Genomic DNA, 18,706 nt, shown 5'->3' on the forward strand with positions numbered 1-18,706 from the left:
TGCTGCGGACGGACGGGTCAGCGCTCGGCGAAGGGGACGTAGTCCCGCTCGGGGGCGCCGACGTAGACCTGCCGCGGACGGCCGATCTTCGTCTCCGGGTCGCCGATCATCTCGCGCCACTGGGCGATCCAGCCGGGGAGCCGGCCGAGCGCGAAGAGCACCGTGAACATCTTCGTCGGGAAGCCCATGGCCTTGTAGATCAGGCCGGTGTAGAAGTCCACGTTCGGGTAGAGGCGACGGGAGACGAAGAAGTCGTCGGCGAGGGCGATCTCCTCCAGCTCCATGGCGATGTCGAGCAGCGGGTCGGGCTTGGCCATCCGGCCCAGCACGTCCTGCGCGGCCTTCTTGACGATCGCCGCCCGCGGGTCGTAGTTCTTGTAGACCCGGTGGCCGAAGCCCATCAGCTTGACGCCGTCCTCCTTGTTCTTGACCTTGCGGACGAAGGAGCGGACGTCGTCGTCGCCGGCGTGGATCTGCTGGAGCATCTCCAGCACCGCCTGGTTGGCGCCGCCGTGCAGCGGGCCGAACAGCGCGTTCACGCCGGCGGAGACCGAGGCGAACAGGTTGGCGTTGCTGGAGCCGACCAGGCGGACGGTCGACGTGGAGCAGTTCTGCTCGTGGTCGGCGTGCAGGACGAACAGCATGTCCAGCACCTTCGACATCACCGGGTCGACCTCGTACGGCTCCGCCGGCACGCCGAACGTCATCCGCAGCAGGTTGTCCACGTACCCCAGGGAGTTGTCCGGGTAGAGCAGCGGCTGCCCGATGGACTTCTTGTAGGCGTACGAGGCGATGGTCGGCACCTTCGCCATCAGCCGGACCGTGGAGATCTCCACGTGCTCGGAGTCGAACGGGTCCAGGCTGTCCTGGTAGAAGGTGGACAGGGCGCTCACCGCTGACGACAGCACCGCCATCGGGTGGGCGTCCCGGGGGAAGCCGTCGAAGAAGCGACGCATCTCCTCGTGCAGCAGCGAGTGCCGCCGAATCCACTCGGTGAACTCGGCCAGCTGCTGCTCGGTCGGCAGCTCACCGTAGATGAGCAGGTAGGAGACCTCCAGGAAGGAGGACTTCTCGGCCAGCTGCTCGATCGGGTATCCCCGGTAACGCAGGATCCCCGCGTCGCCGTCGATGTAGGTGATCGCCGATGAGGCGGCGGCGGTGTTGACGAAACCGGGGTCGTACGTCGTCATCCCGGTTTCCTTGAGCAGCTTGCTCACCCCGATCCCGGCGGGGCCCTCGACCGCTGGGTGCACCGGCATCGACAGCTGCCCACCGGGGTGATCGAGCTTGACTTCCGTCATGTGGTTCCTCGCTTCGCCGGCAGATCTACGTTGAATTGCCTTCGCTTCTACCGTAATTGCGGCTCTGGGGACAACGCCCGCCGTGGTTCGGCGGTGAGGTATGCGTCACCCGATTCCCGACCGGGCCGCCGGGAAACCCCGCTTCCCAGTACCCGAGACCGACTCAGGACAGCGCGAGGCGCCGCAGCGTACCGTCCGTCGTGACCTGGAAGACGTCGAGCTGGTTGTTGCCGGCGCGGAACAGGTTGTCGTCGGTGAGCAGCGCGGCGAACCGGCGTCCGCCGGGGTCGGCCGGCACCGCCGGTACGACGGCGCCGATCCGGCCGTTGACGGCCACCGCCAGCAGTGTGCCGTCCGGGATCCGGTCCGGGACGTCCCCCCAGACCAGTGCCGGGAGGGTGCCGGTGTCCGGGTCGGTGGCCGTGAACGCGGCAAGGTCGGCCACCCGGGCGTTGCCCCGGGCCGGGCCGGCGCGCACCTCCGTGCCGACCAGGGGGTGCGGCGTCGGCGGTGGTGGTGCGGCGGGCACCCCACCGGGGAAGGTGACGGGTTCGCCGGGGCGGTCGTAAAAGTGTTTCGTGCCGTCGGTGCGGGGGGCCTGCCGGGCGGAACGGCCGTCGACCCGCCAGGGCAGCCGGATGTTGGCCTCGTCGGCCACTGTGGGCAGCAGGTCGACGTGTTCCCAGTTGCGGTCGTCCACCCGGCCGCTCTGCTGCCGGGGCTCCTTGACGAACATCGGCACCCAGGCGACCTCACCGGCGGCGGCCTTGATCGCGTCCAGGCCCCGGCCCTGCGCGCCGGGACGGAAGCTGACCCCGTGGTCGGCGGTGACCACGACGAGCGCCTGGTCGTAGAGGCCGCTGGCGCGCAGGGTGCGCAGGGTCTCGCCGATCAGCCGGTCGGTGTAGCCGAGTTGGGCGAGGTGGCGTTGCCGGGCCAGGTCGATCCACCCGGCGCCGTCGTTGGGCAGGTCCTCGGGGGCGTCGTAGCGGGCCCCGGAGGGCAGGTACGTCCACGGCGAGTGCGGCATCAGCAGGTGCAGGAAGTGCAGGGTGGGCCGGGTCGTGGGCCGCAGCCCGGCGAGGAAGCGGGTGAACCGGGCCGGTTGGTTGTCGTCCAGGCTGTCCCAGCGGAACTTCGGGTCGGCCGGCACCGGCTCGGCGGCGTCCAGCCCGGCCTCGGCCCGGGTCTGCTCCCGGTAGGAGTCCTCCGGGTCGACAGCGCTCTCCGTCGGCCCGGCGACCCGGCCGAGCAGCTTGCCGGTCTCCCGGACCAGCACGCCGAGCCCCTGCTCGGGGGCGACAGGTTGTTCGCAGCGGCTGGGCGGGCAGAGCCGGGTGATGGTCTCCTCGGCGCGGATGTCGTAGAGGCCGCCGAAGGCGGTGAAGAGGTTGTCCGGGTACTGCGAGTAGTGCGGGGCGACCTGCCGCGCCGGGTAGCGGCCGGTGAGCATCGCGGGCAGCGCGTTGGGTGTCCAGCCGCTGACGCCGGTGGCGTCGCGGTACCAGGTGGAGGCCCCGGCCAGCTCGGCGAAGTGCGGGTATCTTGTCGCGTCGATCCGCCCGTCGGCACCGAGCAGGCTGACCAGCGGCAGCTCGTCGAGGATGAGCATGACCACCGGCGGGTGCACGCCGGCACCCTGCGCGGTGCCGGCCGCGCCGCCGTCGCCGCGCGGCAGCACCACCGCCGAGGTGGGTGAGACGAGCAGGAACAGCGCCACGAACGCCACCGGCCCGGCGGCGGCCAGTCGCAGCGCCCGGCGCGGCGCCCGCCAGCGCCGGTGTGCGACCGCGCCGCCGGCACCGACCACCAGGGCCACCACCAGCAGGGGTACGCCCCGAAGCGGCGTCACGTGTCGGCCCACCTGCACGGCGAGGGCGGCGAGCAGCAGCCCGACCAGCCCGGTGTGGGTGTGGGCGCGGGCGGTCCGGCCGGCCAGTCGACTCAGCGCGCCAAGCACTGCCACCACGGTCGTGGGCAGCACCGCCACCAGGGCGGCCAGCAGCAGGATCTGGGCCGGGTCGGCGCGGTGGAAGAGGAAGAAGTCGGGGCTGCGACCGAGCACGTCCAGCAGTGGCTGGGTGACGACGAGCCCGACCAGCGCGACGATTTCCAGCAACCGGCCCAGCTCGCCCCGCCAGCCCCGGTCTGACCGCCCGCCAACCGGGCCCGGCCCGTCGACCGGGGGCCGGTCAGCCACCCATCACCGTCCGGTACAGCGTGCGGGTGCCCGAGGGCAGTTCCAGTCGGTCGGTGATCCGGCCCCTAGCGGCCAGCAGCGCCTCGAAGGTGTCGCGCCGGTAGTCCGGGAAGAGGCCGGTGGGCTTGTTGGCCAGCAGCCGGTCCGCCATCGGGTCCTCCGGTGCGACGAACTCCACCACCAGCGCCCCGCCGGGCGCGGTCAGCCCGGCCAGCCAGTCGACGACCTCCGGCAGTGGCACGTTGCGCCCGATCGCCAGGTGGTGCACCACGGCCAGGGCGAGCACCACGTCGGCGCAGGCCCGCTCGGCGAAGCCGGCACGCTCGACGCCCCGCCAGCCTCCGCCGGGCGACGGGTCGGCCAGGTCCAGCACCAGGGGCAGGATTCGGCGCTGCCCCTCGGCGCGCAGTTTTCGGTACAGCTCGTCGACCACTGCCGGGTCCTGCTCGACGGCGATCACGTAGTCGGCGTGCCCGACGGCCAGGCGGGAGTACCGGCCGTCGTTGGCACCGAGGTCGAGCACCAGGCGGGGGCGGGTGCCGGCGGCCACCGCGGCGGCGACGAACTGCTCCTTCGCCACCCGGTCCCGCACCGAGTAGCCGCAGGTGCGCTGGTAGTCCGACCAGTGGCTCTCGGCCGGGCGGTGCTCCAGCTTGCGGACCAGTTTCCGCATGCCGCGTACGGTGGCCAGCAGCAGGTCCCGGGAGAAGCCGGCGGCCCGCAGTTGGTCGCGGACGTCGGTGGTGCTGGCGGCGGCGTTGCGTTGCTGCATGGCGGCGTGCAGGTGCAGGTGGGTCAGCACGCCGGGACGCAGTCGGCGGACCCCGCCGAACAGGGGCCGGAGTTCGTCGGCCTCGATGCCGTCGATCCGGGCGCGCAGCCACGGTTGGAAGTCGACGCCCAGGTGGGCGGTGAGCATCAGCGGATAGAGCACGGTCTGGCAGAACTGCCGGTAGCCGGCCCACGGTTCGCCGTCGCGGGCCGGTTCGAAGGAGCCGATGTCGATGAAGACCGGCTCGGCGCCACGCCACTGGAGGTTGTACGCCGAGCCGTCCTTGGTGGTGAAGCCGTCGGTGAGCGCGGCGTGCAGGATCTCCAGGTGCAGCAGGGCGGCGTCGCGCAGCATGCTGAACGACCACTCGTACGGGTGGGAGACGAACGGGATGCGTTCGTGGCGCAGTACGGCGGCCCATCCGGCTCCGGTCGTGGCGGGCACCAGTGTCGACGGGGCGTCCTCGGTGGCGCAGACCTTGCGCGCGGCGACCAGGGCCGGGAAGAACGTGCTGCCGGCCAGGGCACGCCAGTGCTCGGCGGCCCGGGTGTCCAGCCCGCGCAGCACCTCGTCGCCGACGTGGAAGACGCGGTTGGCCGGGTCGCGGAAGGAGGCCGGTTCGGGTCGTACCCCGGTGGGTGTGATCGCCATCGTCGGGACCGGCCCGCTCACCGCTGGTCTGTCGGTTGCCGGCGGAACCTGTCGACAAGGCGTCGCCAGTAGAGCTTCGCGGCGACCGCGGCGCCGGCCACCCCGCCGACGACCGCCTGCACGATCAGGCTGCCGGATCCCGCGTCCAGGTAGGCCAGATGTCTCACCGATCGCTCCTTGCCCTCGCCCGTCCCGACCCGGCCCCAGGCGTACACCGATGAGGCTTTTGACCTAGATAGCCGGACTTGTCCCTCACCGTACGCTGGTCGCCATCCGCGTCGCGGGCACATTCGTGGACTCCCAGCCTCGCCACAGAATGCGGCGGGGAGACCGGCCCCGCCGGTACGCTGCGGACGTGCGCTGGGTGGTGGTGGACGCGCCGTTGGACTCCTCCGGAGCCGGGCGCGGCGAGCAACGGGCGCCCGACGCGCTGCGCCGGGCGGGCCTTTTGGACGCGCTCGCCGCCGACGACGGTGGTCGGGTCGACGAGGCGTGGTTGCGCGACAGGGTCCGCGATCCGGCGAGCGGGGTGATCGGTGCCGCCGGCCTGCGCCGGGCGGGCGCGGCCATCACCGCACGGGTCGCCGCGGTGCTCGCCGACGGCCGCCGGCCGCTGGTGCTCGGCGGGGACTGCGCGATCCTGCCCGGCATCTGCCCGGCACTGCCTCCGGCGAGCGTGCTGTGGTTCGTCGACGCGCATCCGGACTTCCTCGACGGCGTGACCTCACCGACCGGCGAGGCCGCCGACATGGACCTGGCGGTGGTCACCGGGCACGGCCCCGCCGCCATCTCCTCCGGCGGCGCGTTGCTCGACCCCAGCCGCGTACACCTGCTCGGGCACCGCCCGCCCACCGACGAGAGCAGCACCGTCGAGGCGGCCCGGATCGACCCGGCGATCCACCAGGTGCCCGCCCCGGAGCTGCTGCGCCGGGGCGCGGGGGCGGTCGGGGCGGGCCTGGCCGCCGACGGGGACGCCCCGGCGTGGCTGCACCTCGACCTCGACGTGGTCGACCCACGTGACCTGCCGGCGGTGACCTACCCGGAGCCGGACGGGCCACGCTGGGCGGACCTGATCGCGCTCGTCACCCCACTGGCCCGTGCCGACCGGCTGCTCGGGATGAGCGTGACCGACCTGAACACCGACGAGGACCCCGACGGACGCCACACCCGGCGCGTCGTCGAGGTCCTCGCCGAGGTGCTGCGCGGCTGACCCTCCGGCGGGGTCCGCCTAGGCGTCGGCGGTGGGCTGGGGCAGCCGGACGGTGAACACGGTCCGCCCGGGGCGGCTGTCCACCTCGACGGTGCCGTGGTGGGCCTCCACCACCGCCGCGACGATCGCCAGGCCCAGGCCGGTGCTGCCGTGCTCCCGGGACCGGGAGCTGTCGCCGCGGGCGAACCGTTCGAACACCTCAGGTCGCAGCTGGGCCGGCACCCCGGGCCCGTCGTCGGCGACGGTGAGCACGGCGCTGTCGGCGTCGACGGTCAGCGTGGTGACGACAGTGCTGCCGGGCGGGGTGTGCACCCGGGCGTTGCCCAGCAGGTTCGCCACCACCTGGTGCAGTCGCGGGGCGTCGCCGGGCACCCGGATCGCCACCTCGGGCAGAGCGAGCCGCCAGTGGTGGTCGGGGCCGGCGACGTGCGCGTCACTGACCGCGTCCACCAGCAGGGCGGTCAGGTCGACCGGGTCGACCGTGAGCGGCCGGCCGGTGTCGAGACGGGCCAGCAGCAGCAGGTCGTCGACGAGGCTTGTCATCCGGGTACTCTCCGACTCCACCCGCCGCAGCGCGTGCGCCACGTCGGGGGGCACCTCGTCGCGGCCACGGCGGGCCAGCTCCGCGTAGCCGCGGATCGCCGCGAGGGGCGTGCGCAGCTCGTGGCTGGCGTCGGCGACGAACTGGCGTACCCGCGTCTCGCTGGCCTGCCGCGCGGACAGCGCGTCGGCGACGTGCCCCAGCATCCGGTTGAGCGCGGCGCCGACCTGGCCGACCTCGGTGCGCGGATCGGTGTCCACGGCCGGGACCCGCACGGCGAGCGCCACCTCGCCGCGGTCCAGGGGCAACTCGGTGACCCGGGTGGCGGTGGCGGCCACCCGGTGGAGCGGGCGCAGCGTGGCCCGCACGATCAGCGCGCCGGCGGCGCCCGCGATCAGCAGCCCGACGGCGGCCACCCCGGCCTGGGCGGCGAGTTGTCGCCGGACGGTCTCCCGCACGCCAGCGAGGGGGACGGCGACGACGCGTACCCTGCCGTCCCAGTACTGCCGGGCCACGGCCCGGTAGTCGCCACGGGCGCCGAGGTCGACGGTGCGCGGTTCGACGCCGATCGGCAGGTCCGCGAGGGTGGCGACCTCCCCTGCCTGGACGGTCTGCTCGTCGGGGAACGGGTCGTCGCTGGACGGGCTCTTGGTCAGGGTCCGTGCGCTGGTCACCCGACCGTCGACGATCTCGGCGACCACGGTGCCGGACGGCGACCCGGGTGGGATGGCCGGTCCACTGCCCGGGAAGGCCGGCCGCCCGGGACGCTCACCCCGCATGACGGTGGCGGGCGCCAACTCCGCGTCGAGCCTGTCGATCAGGACGTGCCGCAGCGCCACTGTGGTGAGGCCACCGATGGCGACGCTGACCACCGCCAGCAGCGCGACCAGGGCAAACACCAGTCGGGTACGCAGGGAGCGGCCGGCCAGCCACCGGCGGGCGGCGCGCAGCGGGCGGCGGTTACTCGGCGGGTTTGAGGACATAGCCCGCACCGCGCAGCGTGTGGATCATCGGCGTCCGGCCGGCGTCGATCTTCTTGCGCAGGTACGAGATGTACAGCTCCACCACGTTGGCCTGGCCGCCGAAGTCGTAGTGCCACACCCGGTCGAGGATCTGCGCCTTGCTGAGCACCCGGCGGGGGTTGCGCATCAGGTAGCGCAGCAGCTCGAACTCGGTGGCGGTGAGGGTGACCAGGTGGCCGTCGCGGCGCACCTCGTGGCTGTCCTCGTCGAGGCTGAGGTCACCGACGGTGAGGACGGCGTCCTCCCGGGCGGCGACGGCGAAGCCGGAGCGGCGCAGCAGCGCGCGCAGCCGGGCAATCACCTCCTCCAGGCTGAACGGCTTCGTCACGTAGTCGTCGCCGCCGACGGTCAGGCCGGCGATGCGTTCCTCGACGGCGTCGCGGGCGGTCAGGAAGAGCACCGGCACGGTCGGGGCGTGTTCGCGCAGCCGGCGCAACACCTGGAAGCCGTCCAGGTCGGGCAGCATCACGTCGAGGACCACGGCGTCCGGCTGGAACTGTCGGGCGGTGCTCAACGCCGCCATGCCGTTGCCGGCGCTGCGCACCTGCCAACCCTCGTAGCGCAGCGCCATCGACAGCAGGTCGGTGAGCGTCGCCTCGTCGTCGACGACCAGCACCCGGACGGGTTCGCCGTCGGGGCGACGCAACTCGATCCGGCTCGGCGCGACCTGCCCGTTGGTGACCATGGCCCCCATCGTGGCCGCGATGTCTGTGCCACGCCCCTGTGGGAGCTGTGTGCCAGCTGTGCGGCCGGACCGACCCGACGCCGGTGTCGCCACCGGTCAGCCCCGCCTCGTGGTCACTCGGACACCCCGGACGCGTCGGTGCGCACGAACCGCATGCTCCAACCGCCCGCGTCGTCGGGCCTGTCGCGTTCGTAGAGGTGGTCGGGGCCGGGCTGCACAGGTCCGGTGCCGTCCGGGTGCCGCATGATCCACCGCTGTGGTGGGGCGCCGTCCGACCCGGCCGGCAGCAGCCGGACCAGGCCGTCCGCGGGCCCGCCGACGAAGCGTACGGTGACCTCGCTCATCGCGGCTCCCTCGGGTGAGCGTGCCGGCACAGTCGGTGACACCGGCTCCGGCTCGCAAGTTACCGCACCCGCCGTCGTCGGCGCAGCGTGCTGCGCGCGGGGTCCACCCCGAACACCGCTGCGGTTTGCCCAGCTTGGCGGCCGGGTACCGCGATCGGAACACCCGCCGTCGGCGGAGTGAGGGTGAGGAGTGGTCGATGCGCACACTGGACGGGCGGTACCAGCTCGAGCAGCGCATCGGCGTGGGTGGGATGTCCGAGGTGTGGCGGGCGCACGACCAGGTGCTGGACCGGCCGGTCGCGGTGAAGCTCATCCTGCCCGGTCAGGACAGCCAGGACGGCCGGCACAGCCAGGGCGGCCCGGTGGACCGGATCCGCGCGGAGGCCCGGTCGGCCGCCCGCCTGGTGCACCCGAACGTGGCGAGCGTGCACGACTTCGGCACCGCCTCGACCTGGCCGGGTCGGGCGGTGCCCTACATCGTGATGGAGCTGGCCGAGGGCGAGACGCTCGCCGCGCACCTGCGGGCCGGGCCACTGGACTGGCGGATCTCGGTGCGGGTCTGCGCGGAGGTCGCCGCGGCGCTGGCCGCCGCGCACGCCGAGGGCATCGTGCACCGCGACGTCAAACCCGCGAACGTCATGCTCACCCCGTCGGGCGTGAAGGTGCTCGACTTCGGCATCGCCGTCCCCGCCGGCGCACCCGATCCGACCCCGACCGGCATGGTGCTGGGCACCCCGGCCTACCTGGCGCCCGAGCAGTTGCAGCGAGCGCCGGCCACCCCCGCCGCCGACATGTACGCCCTCGGCGTGCTGCTCTACTACTGCCTCACCGCCCGCCTGCCGTACCACGCGGCCACCACCACCGAACTGCTCGGCGTACGCCGTGAGCAGCCGCCGAGCCCGCTGCCCGAGATCGAGGGACTCCCGCCGGAGGTGGCCGAGTTGTGCCACTCCTGCCTGGCCGACGATCCCGACCAGCGCCCGACAAGCATGGTCGCGGCACTGTTGCTGGCCGAGGCCGTGGACGCCCGGGTGTACGTCCCGATGACGATCCCGACGCCCCGCCGGCCGACCTCGACGTCGCCGTGGACCGAACGGGCCGCCGCCGAGGTGACCGAGGCGGTGGCCATGATCGACGAGCCGAACGGGGCCTCCGGGCGCTGACCGGGGGCTCAACGGCGTTTCGGCGGGCGGCGGCCGGGTAGCCGAGCCGGTGAGCGACGGGAGAACGCGATGCCGGATCAGAGTTCCTGGCTGCGTGAGGCCACAGCGACCGCCGAGGGCGGTCACGTACGCACCGACGACGGAGGGCTCTCCACCCCGCTGGCCTCGCCACTGGCGGCGCACTGCACGGGGCTGAGACCGGAGCAGTTGCTGGCCGCCGCCTTCGCGTCCTGCCTGCACCACGCGGCGGTGGAGGCGGCCGGGGAGATCACCGACGAGGCGCACACCGTGCAGGTGCGGGCGGAGGCGAAGCTGGGGCGCGACGACGACGGCCTGTACCGGGCCGACGTGCACGCCTCGATCTCCTCGGCCGGCCTGAGCCGAGACCAACTGGCCGACCTTGTCGAGTACGCGGACCGGCTCTGGCCGTTCTCCAGCGGCGACGCCAGCCGGCATCGACTGACTGTCACGCCGGCGGAGAACGGTCGACACTGAGCTCGGTCGCGCTCGCCGCGCCGGCCTTCCTCGGCAGCTCCGCGTCATGATCGTGCGCGATCCTGGTTGACGTGGCATCGTTCGTCGTCGAGGCCCCTCTTTCCGGGACAACGCCGTTGCGTGAGGTGGAACGCCTGTTCGTCAACAGCACTGCCTCGCCGATCATGGAGTTGTGGTGGGTAACAGAACGCCCGTAAAACCCCAAAGTCGGCACCACAACTCCATGATCGCCAAGCCGGGCCCCGGGCGGGCATGGGTTGACTCGCCGCCTACAGCCCTAACGCAACTGGGTTGTTTTCCGGGATCGCGCACGGTCATGCGACTGCGGGAGGCGGCGCTGACCGTTCGGCGGAGTCGACATCGGGCAATCGGGTTCCCCTCGGGCGAGGCTGGATTCTCGACGGCGGGCGCGAACGCCCGACCGTAACTGACCGGCGAATCGGGAATAACCGTCTGGTCCGATCAGCGATGGTTGTGGGTGCTGCTCCGCTTTTGTGGCTGGAAGTCACCACGATCAGGGCAAATTGTGGCGCATGCCACCGGAGGGGCCGATGGCATCGGGCGGCCGCTTCTCTAGCCTCGTCAGGTGCATCCCGACGACCCCGCCGACCAGAAGCTGACCGACGCGCGCCCGACCACCCCTTCCGGCGACGCCGCATCAACCGAACGGACGATTGGCCGTCACCGCGTCCCCGAACCGCCCCGGCGTTCGCTGCTGGGCTCGACCCCGGTCCGGGTGGCCCTGGCCACCGGTGTCACCTGCTGCCTCAGCCTCGTCGCGGTCGCCACCGCCCGGGGCAACGACGACGACACGCCCCGTACCGTGGAGCCGCTCGCCGAGGCGGTGGCCGACCGGGCCGCCATCGCCGACGAACGCGCCTCCCGCTCGCTGGACCGTGACCTCGCCCCCGCGCGGATCCTCCCCAGCCCGACGGTGACGCCCACCCCCGCGCCGACAGTCGCCCGCAAGGTGCCGAAGAAGCCGGTCAAGCCCCGCCGACCCCGACCGGTCGCCGGCCTCGACCAGGCACAGATGGACAACGCGAAGATCATCGTGGACGTCGGGCTGGGCATGAAGATGCCGCGCCGCGCCCTGGTGGTGGCACTGGCCACCGCCATGCAGGAGAGCAACCTCTACAACCTGGCCAGCGACGTCCTCCCCGAGTCGGCCGACTATCCCAACCAGGGCAGCGGCTCCGACCACGACTCGCTCGGGTTGTTCCAGCAGCGGCCCAGCAGCGGCTGGGGCACGGTGGCCGAGCTGATGCGCCCGTCGTACGCCGCGCGGGCCTTCTACAGCGCCCTCAGCGAGATCCCGGGCTGGCAGGACATGAGCCTCACCGCCGCCGCCCAGGCCGTACAGATCTCCGCCTACCCCGACGCGTACGCCCAACACGAGGAGCGGGCGGCCACCGTCGCGGCGGCGCTCATCTGACGGTCTCTCAGCGACGGCCGGACGGCGGCTCCACGCCCGGATCCAGCCCGCCGGCCAACACCCGACTCCCCGGTACGCCGGCAGCGGCGGTCGGGGTGTCGGCGGGCACCTGATCCGGCGTCACCTGGGCGAGGATCTCGTCCACCCGGGCCTCCCGCCGCCGCCGGAGGTACAGCGCCGCCTCGAAGTCCCGCCGGGCCTGCACGGCCTCCTCGTACGCCCGCTCCCGCACCAGTCTTGCCTCCGCGCGGGCCTCCTCCAGCTCGGCACGGGCCTGGGCCAGGATCTCGGCGGCCTCGCGCCGCACGGCGTCAGCGGGGTATCGGGGGACCGCGGTGTCGCCGAGGTCGAGCCGCTGGAGGAGCCCGCTGAGCCAGGCCGCCTCCTGCCGGATCTCGTCCCACTCACCGGAAATTTCGGCGGCGCCCTCGGCACGCGCCGCGAGCCGGGACAGCCGGATCCCCAACTCGTCCAGGCACGAATCCACCTGCCGCTTGTCGTAACCGGTCTCAACGACGGAGAACCTCATACTGTCGCCCCCCAGGCAGCCGCTGTTACTTCCCCACCTGGATCCTCGGCCGCGACCGCGACGGCCGAGGGGGTTCGGGAAAAATGTTCAGCATGAGCGCGGGGGCGCTCGCGTCAGGCGCGCTTGGGCAACACGACCACCCGGCCGAAGAACTCGTCGATGCGGCGGACCACGTCGTTGAAGTCGTCCAGGTCGATCGGCTTGGTGACGTACGCGTTGGCCTGCAACGTGTAGCTGCCGACGATGTCGGTGTCGGCGTTGGAGGTGGTCAGCACCACGATCGGGATGGTGCGCAGGTCCTCGTCCTGCTTGACCGCGCCGAGCACCTGCCGGCCGTCCATCCGCGGCATGTTCAGGTCCAGCAGGATCACGTCGGGCCGGCGGGCGTGCTCGTGGCGGCCCTCGGCGCGCAGGAACTCCATCGCCTCCTCGCCGTCGCTGACCACGTCGATGATCTTTTCGACGTCGGAATCGGCCAACGCCTCCTCGATCATCAGGACGTCGCCCGGGTCGTCGTCGACCACCAGGATGCGTACCGGCTGCGGGCTGTCTGCGCCCATCACTACCTGCCTCGGAGTCGGCGGGGACGGGACCTGACGGTCACCGCGTTGGCGGGGAAATCTAGCCCATCAGGGGGCGCTGTGGGACGCGGGGTCGACCGATTCCGGTTCGTAGCGCAACACCTCGGCCAGGCCGGTCACCCGCAACACCCGCTCGACGCGACCGTTGGCACCGACGAGCCGAAGCCAGCCACCGTCGGCCGCGGCCTGGTTGTCTCCCCGGACGAACACCGCCATCCCTGTGGAATCGCAGAACGTGAGGTCGGTGAGGTCGAGCAGCACCCGGGACTCGCCGTCGGCCGTGAGACTGTCGATCGCGGCGGTCAGCTGGGGGGCCGTGCTCATGTCCAGCTCGCCCGCCAGACGCAGGCAGGCGCCACCGCCGTCGCTCTCGACGTAGCTGACGCTGAACGTCACCGTTCTCCCCCTCGCTCCCACCCGCGGGTGGGACGTTTGCGGTGCGGCAAGTATACGCAGGGTCGCCCCGCGAACCGCAGGGCGCGGTGATCGACACCGGCGACGAGGGGCGGACGCTCAGCGGCCGGCGTCGGACAGGGCGGCACGCCCCGCGGCCAGCACCCGCCCCGCCCGGGGAAAGTCCCGGAGCGCGACGGCGTAGTGCTCCAGAGGGCGGGCCACGGCCGCCGCGGGGACGCCCCTACTGCGCAGAATCTCCGACAGCCACTCGACGAACTCGGTGAACAACGAGGCGTCGTCGACGTAGACCGCCGCGGCCAGGAAATCCACGACGTGACCCAGGTCGCTGATCGTGGAGTCGAGCTGGCTGGCGGTGTACGTGCGCGCCACCGGCACCCGCTCCCGCAGGTCGGCCAACGCGCTGTCGATCAGCTCGGCGCGACGCCGCACCAGGCTGGCGTACTCGTCGTCGGCCAGATGGGCCAACCGCGCCGGCGGCACCGCCCGCAACGCCCGCTCGTCGGCGACCAGCTCGGCCGCCGAGGGCGCGTCCGGCGCCCAGGCCACGCCGAGCCGACGCGCCCACCGGCCGTCCGTGCCGAAGCCGCGCCCACCCACCACCACCGGTACGTCCGAGCGGCGGCAGGCCTCGATCATGCGGTGGGCGTACGGCAGGCGCATCGGCAGCGCGCACGCCAACGCGACGGCGTGCGCGTCGTAACGGTGCAGGTACGACACGAGGTGCGCCGCGGGCACGCTGGCACCCAGGAACGTCACCTGCCAGCCGCGCAACCGCAGCACCTCGGCGACCAGCCGGGGCGGCAGCGCGTGCCACTCGCCGTCCATGCACGCGACCACGACCCGTCCGCCGGTCGGACGCGGGTCGACGTGCCCGGAAACCGCCGCCACCACCCGTTCGCTGATGTGGGTGGCCGCGTGCTCCTGCGCGACGCTCCACTCGTTGCGCGCCCACCGCTCGCCCACCTCGGCCTGGGCGGGCGCGACCAGGTCGAGCAGCACCCGCTCCGGCGGCACCCCCGCGTCGAGCAGGCCGATCGCCAGGTCGATCGCGGCGTCCTCGTCGGCGTCGGCGAGGTGGTCGAGGTAGCCGGCGTACGCGTCGCTCGGGTCGATGGCGACCGGGGCGGTGGTCGCGTCGACCCCGCCGCGCCTGTCGCCGCGGGCCGGGGCGGCGGTCACGCGTCGACCTCCCCGCACTGGTCGCCGCGGGCCGGGGCGGCGGTCACGCGTCGACCTCCCCGCACTGGTCGGGGCCGGCCGGGGCGGGCACCGAGTGCAGGTGCCGCGAGGTGCGCCCACCCGGGCCGGTCGCGCGCAGCGCCAGCACCGCGATGTCGTCGTGGTCGCCCTGCGCCAACCAGTCGCAGGTGACCTGCTCGACCCGCTCGGCCAGGGCTGGGGCCGGCATCCGTTGGCAGTCGGTCACCGCGGCGACCAGCCGTTCGGTGCCGAACTGCTCGTCGCCGCGCCGGCCGCCGCGGGCCTCGGTCACCCCGTCGCTGTAGAGCAGGCAGGTCTCCCCCGGTGCCAGCCGTACCGTCACCTCGCCGACGCGCGGGTCCGGTACGACGCCGATCAGCATGCCGCGCAGCGGCACCGACTCCACAGCGCCGGAGGCGCGCAGCACCAGCGGTGGCAGATGCCCGCCGCCGGCCATGGTGAGGGTGAGGCCGCCGTCGCGTTGTGGACGGGCCACGCCGAGCACGATGGTGGCGAAGCGGCCCTGGCCGTGCGCCTGGGTCGTCTCCAGCAACGCGTCGTTGAGCAGCCGCAGCAACCGCCCGGGGTGCGACTCCAGCCGGTGCAGCGCCTGTAGGCACTGGCGCAACTGCCCGGTGAGGACGGCCGCCTCGACCCCCTTGCCCGAGACGTCGCCGAGGAAGAACACCGAGCCACCGTCGGCGAGCCGGTGCGAGCCGTAGAAGTCACCCCCGATGCGCAGTCCCGCCTGCGCGGGCCGGTACGCGGTGCCCCACTGCACGCCCGCGGCTTCGGCCGGCTCGACCGGCAACAGGCTGGCCTGGAGGGTGTCGGCCACCTCGGTCTGGTCGCGGTAGAGCAGAGCTGTCGTCAGCGCCGCGCCGGCACGGGCCGCGAACGCGCGGATCAGCTCCACGTCTGCCGCGTCGTACGAGCCGGGGGCGCGGCGGGCGACAAGCAGCACACCGACCGGTGCGTCCCGTCCCGGCAGCGGGACGACCCGTGCGGCGGTGCCGATCTCGGCGGACTCGGGCAGCCAGCCGGCGTCGACCGCCTGCTCGACCAGCCAGTCCACCGCGTGCGGCTCGATCCCGGTCAGCCCGTCGGCGACGGCGCCGGGCAGGTCGCCGCCGGGCAGCACCCCGTGGTCCAGCGACGGTGCCTCGTCGTCGGTGCGGGTGGCCCGCCACCAGCGGGCCCGACCGGCACGCGGTGCGAGGACCAGCACGGCCAGCTCGGCCAGTGCCGGCACGGCGAGTCGGACGACAGCCGCGGCGGCCCGGTCGGGGTGCAGCGGGTTACCCAGCTTGTCACCGACCACGGCCAGGAACGTCGAGCGGGCCCGCTCGGCGAGCAGCGCGTCGGCGCGGCCGACGCTGTCGGTGACGTCCTCGACGTACCAGCAGCAGCGCCCGTCGGAGAGCGCCACCGGGCGGGCGGTCAGTCGCCGCCCACGATGGGTGAAGCCGCCGGGGTCGCCCGCGCTCAGGCCGGGCACGCCTGCCGCGCTGAGCAGCTCACCGGGCCGTACGCCGGGCAGCAGCCGCTCGGCCACCGGGCTGACGTGCCGCACGACGCCGTCGGCGTCACAGACCACCAGACCCTCACGGAGGTGCTCGACGACCTCGAACCAGTCGGGCACGGCCACGTCGCGCGCGAGGTCCATCGGCGGCGGCGCCGCACCGGAGCGAGGCGGCTGCGCCGCGCCGGAGCGAGGTGGCTGCGCCGCGCCGGAACAAGGTGGCTGCGCCGCGCCGGAGCGAGGCGGCGGGGCAGCGCCGGGGTGGGTCGAGCGGTCGGCGGGCCACGCCGGCGACCGGGGTGTGCTCGGCGTGGAGAGCCGTCCGTCGCCCGGGTCCCAGTCCCTGACGTCGGAAGCAGTCACCAGCTGAGCCTCACTCCTTGTCATCCACCCGAACCCGTACCGGAACCGGCGTCTGTGGTCAAAACCTGCCTCCCAGCCTACGCCGGTAGACGCAAAGCGGCATCCCAGCGCGGCTGACGAGGCACCGTCACCAGCACCTGAGCGGTTGCCGGCGGAGGCGTCGTCGACCCCCGACTTGCGTTCGTCCGCCCGGCTGGGACCATGGTGGGATGTCCGACCAGCTGTTGACCATCGAGGCAACCCGGCTCGACGCCGGGCACGTCCGACTGCGGCTGACCGGCGAGCTCGACTACGCCTCCGCGCCCGAGCTGATCGCCGTGGCCGCCGACCTGCGCGACGACCAGCAGGTGCTGATCGACCTGACCGGCGTCAGCCTCTGCGACTCCTCCGGGCTCAGCGCGCTGCTGGTGGTGCGCCGCGCCGCCGGGGCGATCCGGCTGATCGGGGCCGGCCCGCACCTGCAACGGATGCTGGACCGCACCGGCCTGACCGAGCTGCTGACCATGAAGCACGCCGCCGACGACCTGCGCGCCGTGGAGCACGCCACCGACGACCTGCGCGCCGTGGAGCACGCCGCCGACGACCTGCGCGCCATCGGCTGATCCGCGCCACCTCCGAGCTGCGACAGGCGGCCGGGCCTTCGACGGCGTCGTCCGGAGCCCGGCCGGCCGGGGTGGCCCCCGACCCTGGGACCTGGGGTCGGGGGCCGGAGGAATGTCTAGGGTGTCGTCATCGGCTGGAGGCGGGGCCCGTCCTCGCGCAGCTCGCCGGTCGGGGCCGGATCGACGTCCTCGGGCTCCCCCGAATCGGGCGTCTGATACAGGTAGCGGACGAACTGCCCACCCGCCTCGTTGTCGTCCGCGCCGGGCCACTGGCCGATGCAGTCCATCCCGATGACCTCACGGCCGGTCCCGTCGGCCTCCTCCAGCAGCGCCCACAGGCTCACCGGGTAACACCTGGTGACTTCCGGTGTGAGCTGCCAGCGGGCGTACCAGCCGCGTCGGGCGGGGACGATCTCGACGATCTGCTTCATGACGACCTTCCTTCCGCGTACCTCGGAAGAACTTCGGTCCTGACCTGAGCATGCGGGTCGGGTGGGTGAGCGCCCCTCACCCCCGCCGGATGAAGCGTGGCGGACACGGGGCCGACCCGGCCCGGCGGCGCCCGTTTCGGCTCCCGGGACGACGGGAAGGCGACTGGCACAGCCACGATCCCCAGCGGAAGGGGTGTCACCATGCGCAAGCAGATGGAGGGCGACAACCAGCGGCGTCGGGCGCTGGCCCGGCAGGCCCGCGAACAGAATCGCCAGCCCAGCGAGATCGGTGCCAGCCTGAGCGCCTCCAAGCAGCTCACGAGCCTCGACCAGGGCAAGCGGGCCGGCCCACCGTCGGCCGGGCCGCACAAGCCGGACAGCACCCGCGGCGGGCCGGCACCGCCGCAGGTCGGCAGCGCCGACAATCCGAGGCCGCAACCGTCCCCGCCGAGCGGATCGGCCGGGGTACGCAACATGGGTTACCACGACCTGGTCGACGAGGTACGGCGTCGGGCCGGTGTCGACTTCAAGACGGCCAAGGTCGGCACCGAGGCGACAGTGCTGGTTCTGGCCTTCGCCCTGGAGGCCGCCGAGCGACAGCGCCTGCTCGCCGCGGTCCCGAACTCGCTGCACGACGTGCTGCCCGTCGACGGCATCGAGCGGCACAGTGACCTGCCCGGCTTCCTGGCCGAGGTGGGCCGGATCAGTGGCAACACCCCCGAGCAGGCCCGATACCAGGCGGAGGCGACGCTCGCCGCGCTCGCCGCGCAGGATGGCGACCTGGTCGAGTCGTTGCACGTACCCGACGGGTTGCGGGACCTGCTCGACCCGCCGGAGGCCGGCGGTGGCCTGGTGGGCGCCTCCACCACCACACCCACCCTGGGCCCGGACGCGATCGAGGCGGCGCTCGACGACCTGCCCTACTGGACCGGCGATGGTCAGGGCCTCTACCGGGTGGTCGCGCTGCCTCCGGACAACCTGGACCGGGTGCTCGACCGGCTCGACCGGATGCGCCAGGACACCGGACGCGGCCCGAGCATCGGACGTCCGGGGGACACCGCCGCCGTGTTGACCGTCCGGACCAGTCAGGCCGACGGGGTGACAGCACTCGACGTGGACCTCGCCCACCGGATCGACGACGCGATCGACGAGGTGGGAGCCGGGATGGCCGGCGGCTGACCGCTCGCGGTGGCAGCGACGGGCCGGTGGACGCGGACAGTTCCGCTCCGCCGGCCCGTCGGC

At 73.2% G+C, this 18,706-nt stretch carries 19 protein-coding genes; 6 read left to right on the plus strand and 13 right to left on the minus strand.

Translation table 11 applies throughout. The features are described from left to right. Positions 1 to 17: 17 nt before the first annotated feature. The 4 genes from AB0A95_RS26690 to AB0A95_RS26705 form a co-directional block, all read right to left on the minus strand. Positions 18 to 1,301, minus strand: a complete 1,284-nt coding sequence (locus AB0A95_RS26690; RefSeq protein ID WP_357558488.1) for a citrate synthase — start codon at positions 1,299 to 1,301, stop codon at positions 18 to 20. Positions 1,302 to 1,464: 163 nt separating this feature from the next. After that, complete coding sequence (locus AB0A95_RS26695) at positions 1,465 to 3,501, minus strand: sulfatase-like hydrolase/transferase (RefSeq protein WP_357558489.1); 2,037 nt, start codon at positions 3,499 to 3,501, stop codon at positions 1,465 to 1,467. Next, positions 3,494 to 4,924, minus strand: a complete 1,431-nt coding sequence (locus AB0A95_RS26700; RefSeq protein ID WP_357558490.1) for a class I SAM-dependent methyltransferase — start codon at positions 4,922 to 4,924, stop codon at positions 3,494 to 3,496. Before AB0A95_RS26700 ends, AB0A95_RS26695 begins: the two co-directional genes overlap by 8 nt. Before the next feature lie 17 nt (positions 4,925 to 4,941). Further along, positions 4,942 to 5,091 carry a hypothetical protein gene (locus AB0A95_RS26705; protein WP_179778832.1) on the minus strand — a complete coding sequence of 50 codons (150 nt, stop codon included), beginning with the start codon at positions 5,089 to 5,091 and terminating at the stop codon, positions 4,942 to 4,944. 188 nt (positions 5,092 to 5,279) lie between these two features. Here AB0A95_RS26705 and AB0A95_RS26710 point away from each other — a divergent pair, with 188 nt between their 5' ends. Continuing rightward, positions 5,280 to 6,134 carry an arginase family protein gene (locus AB0A95_RS26710; protein ID WP_357558491.1) on the plus strand — a complete coding sequence of 285 codons (855 nt, stop codon included), beginning with the start codon at positions 5,280 to 5,282 and terminating at the stop codon, positions 6,132 to 6,134. Positions 6,135 to 6,152: 18 nt separating this feature from the next. On the opposite strand, the gene AB0A95_RS26715 is transcribed toward AB0A95_RS26710, so the two are convergent. The 3 genes from AB0A95_RS26715 to AB0A95_RS26725 form a co-directional block, all read right to left on the minus strand. Continuing rightward, the gene (locus AB0A95_RS26715; RefSeq protein ID WP_357558492.1) at positions 6,153 to 7,658 is read right to left on the minus strand and encodes a HAMP domain-containing sensor histidine kinase; all 1,506 of its coding nucleotides are present in this window, start codon (positions 7,656 to 7,658) and stop codon (positions 6,153 to 6,155) included. Next, a complete protein-coding gene (locus tag AB0A95_RS26720) occupies positions 7,636 to 8,382 on the minus strand; it encodes a response regulator transcription factor (RefSeq protein WP_357558493.1) in 747 nt (248 codons plus the stop codon). The genes AB0A95_RS26715 and AB0A95_RS26720 overlap by 23 nt, the downstream gene beginning before the upstream one ends. Positions 8,383 to 8,495: 113 nt before the next feature. Then, on the minus strand, positions 8,496 to 8,726 hold the full coding sequence (locus AB0A95_RS26725) for a hypothetical protein (RefSeq protein WP_357080393.1): 231 nt from the start codon (positions 8,724 to 8,726) through the stop codon (positions 8,496 to 8,498). Between the two features lie 197 nt (positions 8,727 to 8,923). Here AB0A95_RS26725 and AB0A95_RS26730 point away from each other — a divergent pair, with 197 nt between their 5' ends. The 3 genes from AB0A95_RS26730 to AB0A95_RS26740 all read left to right on the plus strand — a co-directional run bounded on the left by AB0A95_RS26730 (position 8,924) and on the right by AB0A95_RS26740 (position 11,819). After that, positions 8,924 to 9,889: a serine/threonine-protein kinase gene (locus AB0A95_RS26730; protein WP_357558494.1), complete on the plus strand. Its 966-nt coding sequence runs from the start codon at positions 8,924 to 8,926 to the stop codon at positions 9,887 to 9,889. A 69-nt stretch (positions 9,890 to 9,958) separates the two neighbouring features. Next, positions 9,959 to 10,384 carry an OsmC family protein gene (locus AB0A95_RS26735; protein ID WP_355033508.1) on the plus strand — a complete coding sequence of 142 codons (426 nt, stop codon included), beginning with the start codon at positions 9,959 to 9,961 and terminating at the stop codon, positions 10,382 to 10,384. Positions 10,385 to 10,970: 586 nt separating this feature from the next. Continuing rightward, complete coding sequence (locus AB0A95_RS26740) at positions 10,971 to 11,819, plus strand: hypothetical protein (protein WP_357558495.1); 849 nt, start codon at positions 10,971 to 10,973, stop codon at positions 11,817 to 11,819. Positions 11,820 to 11,826: 7 nt separating this feature from the next. On the opposite strand, the gene AB0A95_RS26745 is transcribed toward AB0A95_RS26740, so the two are convergent. The 5 genes from AB0A95_RS26745 to AB0A95_RS26765 all read right to left on the minus strand — a co-directional run bounded on the left by AB0A95_RS26745 (position 11,827) and on the right by AB0A95_RS26765 (position 16,431). Next, positions 11,827 to 12,348, minus strand: coding sequence for an ATPase (locus tag AB0A95_RS26745; protein WP_357558496.1), 522 nt, complete (start codon positions 12,346 to 12,348; stop codon positions 11,827 to 11,829). Positions 12,349 to 12,461: 113 nt separating this feature from the next. After that, the gene (locus tag AB0A95_RS26750) at positions 12,462 to 12,908 is read right to left on the minus strand and encodes a response regulator (RefSeq protein WP_357558497.1); all 447 of its coding nucleotides are present in this window, start codon (positions 12,906 to 12,908) and stop codon (positions 12,462 to 12,464) included. Between the two features lie 69 nt (positions 12,909 to 12,977). Beyond that, the gene (locus AB0A95_RS26755) at positions 12,978 to 13,325 is read right to left on the minus strand and encodes an STAS domain-containing protein (RefSeq protein WP_357558498.1); all 348 of its coding nucleotides are present in this window, start codon (positions 13,323 to 13,325) and stop codon (positions 12,978 to 12,980) included. A gap of 117 nt (positions 13,326 to 13,442) precedes the next feature. Then, complete coding sequence (locus AB0A95_RS26760; RefSeq protein WP_357558499.1) at positions 13,443 to 14,525, minus strand: cobalamin-dependent protein; 1,083 nt, start codon at positions 14,523 to 14,525, stop codon at positions 13,443 to 13,445. A 43-nt stretch (positions 14,526 to 14,568) separates the two neighbouring features. Beyond that, positions 14,569 to 16,431 (minus strand): SpoIIE family protein phosphatase, encoded by a 1,863-nt coding sequence (locus tag AB0A95_RS26765; protein ID WP_357558500.1) that lies wholly within the window; start codon positions 16,429 to 16,431, stop codon positions 14,569 to 14,571. A 209-nt stretch (positions 16,432 to 16,640) separates the two neighbouring features. Here AB0A95_RS26765 and AB0A95_RS26770 point away from each other — a divergent pair, with 209 nt between their 5' ends. Next, the gene (locus AB0A95_RS26770) at positions 16,641 to 17,033 is read left to right on the plus strand and encodes an STAS domain-containing protein (RefSeq protein WP_357558501.1); all 393 of its coding nucleotides are present in this window, start codon (positions 16,641 to 16,643) and stop codon (positions 17,031 to 17,033) included. A 116-nt stretch (positions 17,034 to 17,149) separates the two neighbouring features. Here the strand turns inward: AB0A95_RS26770 and AB0A95_RS26775 are convergent, their stop codons facing one another. After that, positions 17,150 to 17,464, minus strand: a complete 315-nt coding sequence (locus tag AB0A95_RS26775) for a hypothetical protein (RefSeq protein ID WP_357558502.1) — start codon at positions 17,462 to 17,464, stop codon at positions 17,150 to 17,152. Positions 17,465 to 17,665: 201 nt separating this feature from the next. On the opposite strand from AB0A95_RS26775, the gene AB0A95_RS26780 reads away from it, so the two are divergent. After that, positions 17,666 to 18,643, plus strand: coding sequence for a DUF2267 domain-containing protein (locus AB0A95_RS26780; RefSeq protein WP_357558503.1), 978 nt, complete (start codon positions 17,666 to 17,668; stop codon positions 18,641 to 18,643). Positions 18,644 to 18,706 lie beyond the last annotated feature (63 nt).

This window comes from Micromonospora sp. NPDC049230, from assembly GCF_040647875.1.
Classification (GTDB): domain Bacteria; phylum Actinomycetota; class Actinomycetes; order Mycobacteriales; family Micromonosporaceae; genus Micromonospora.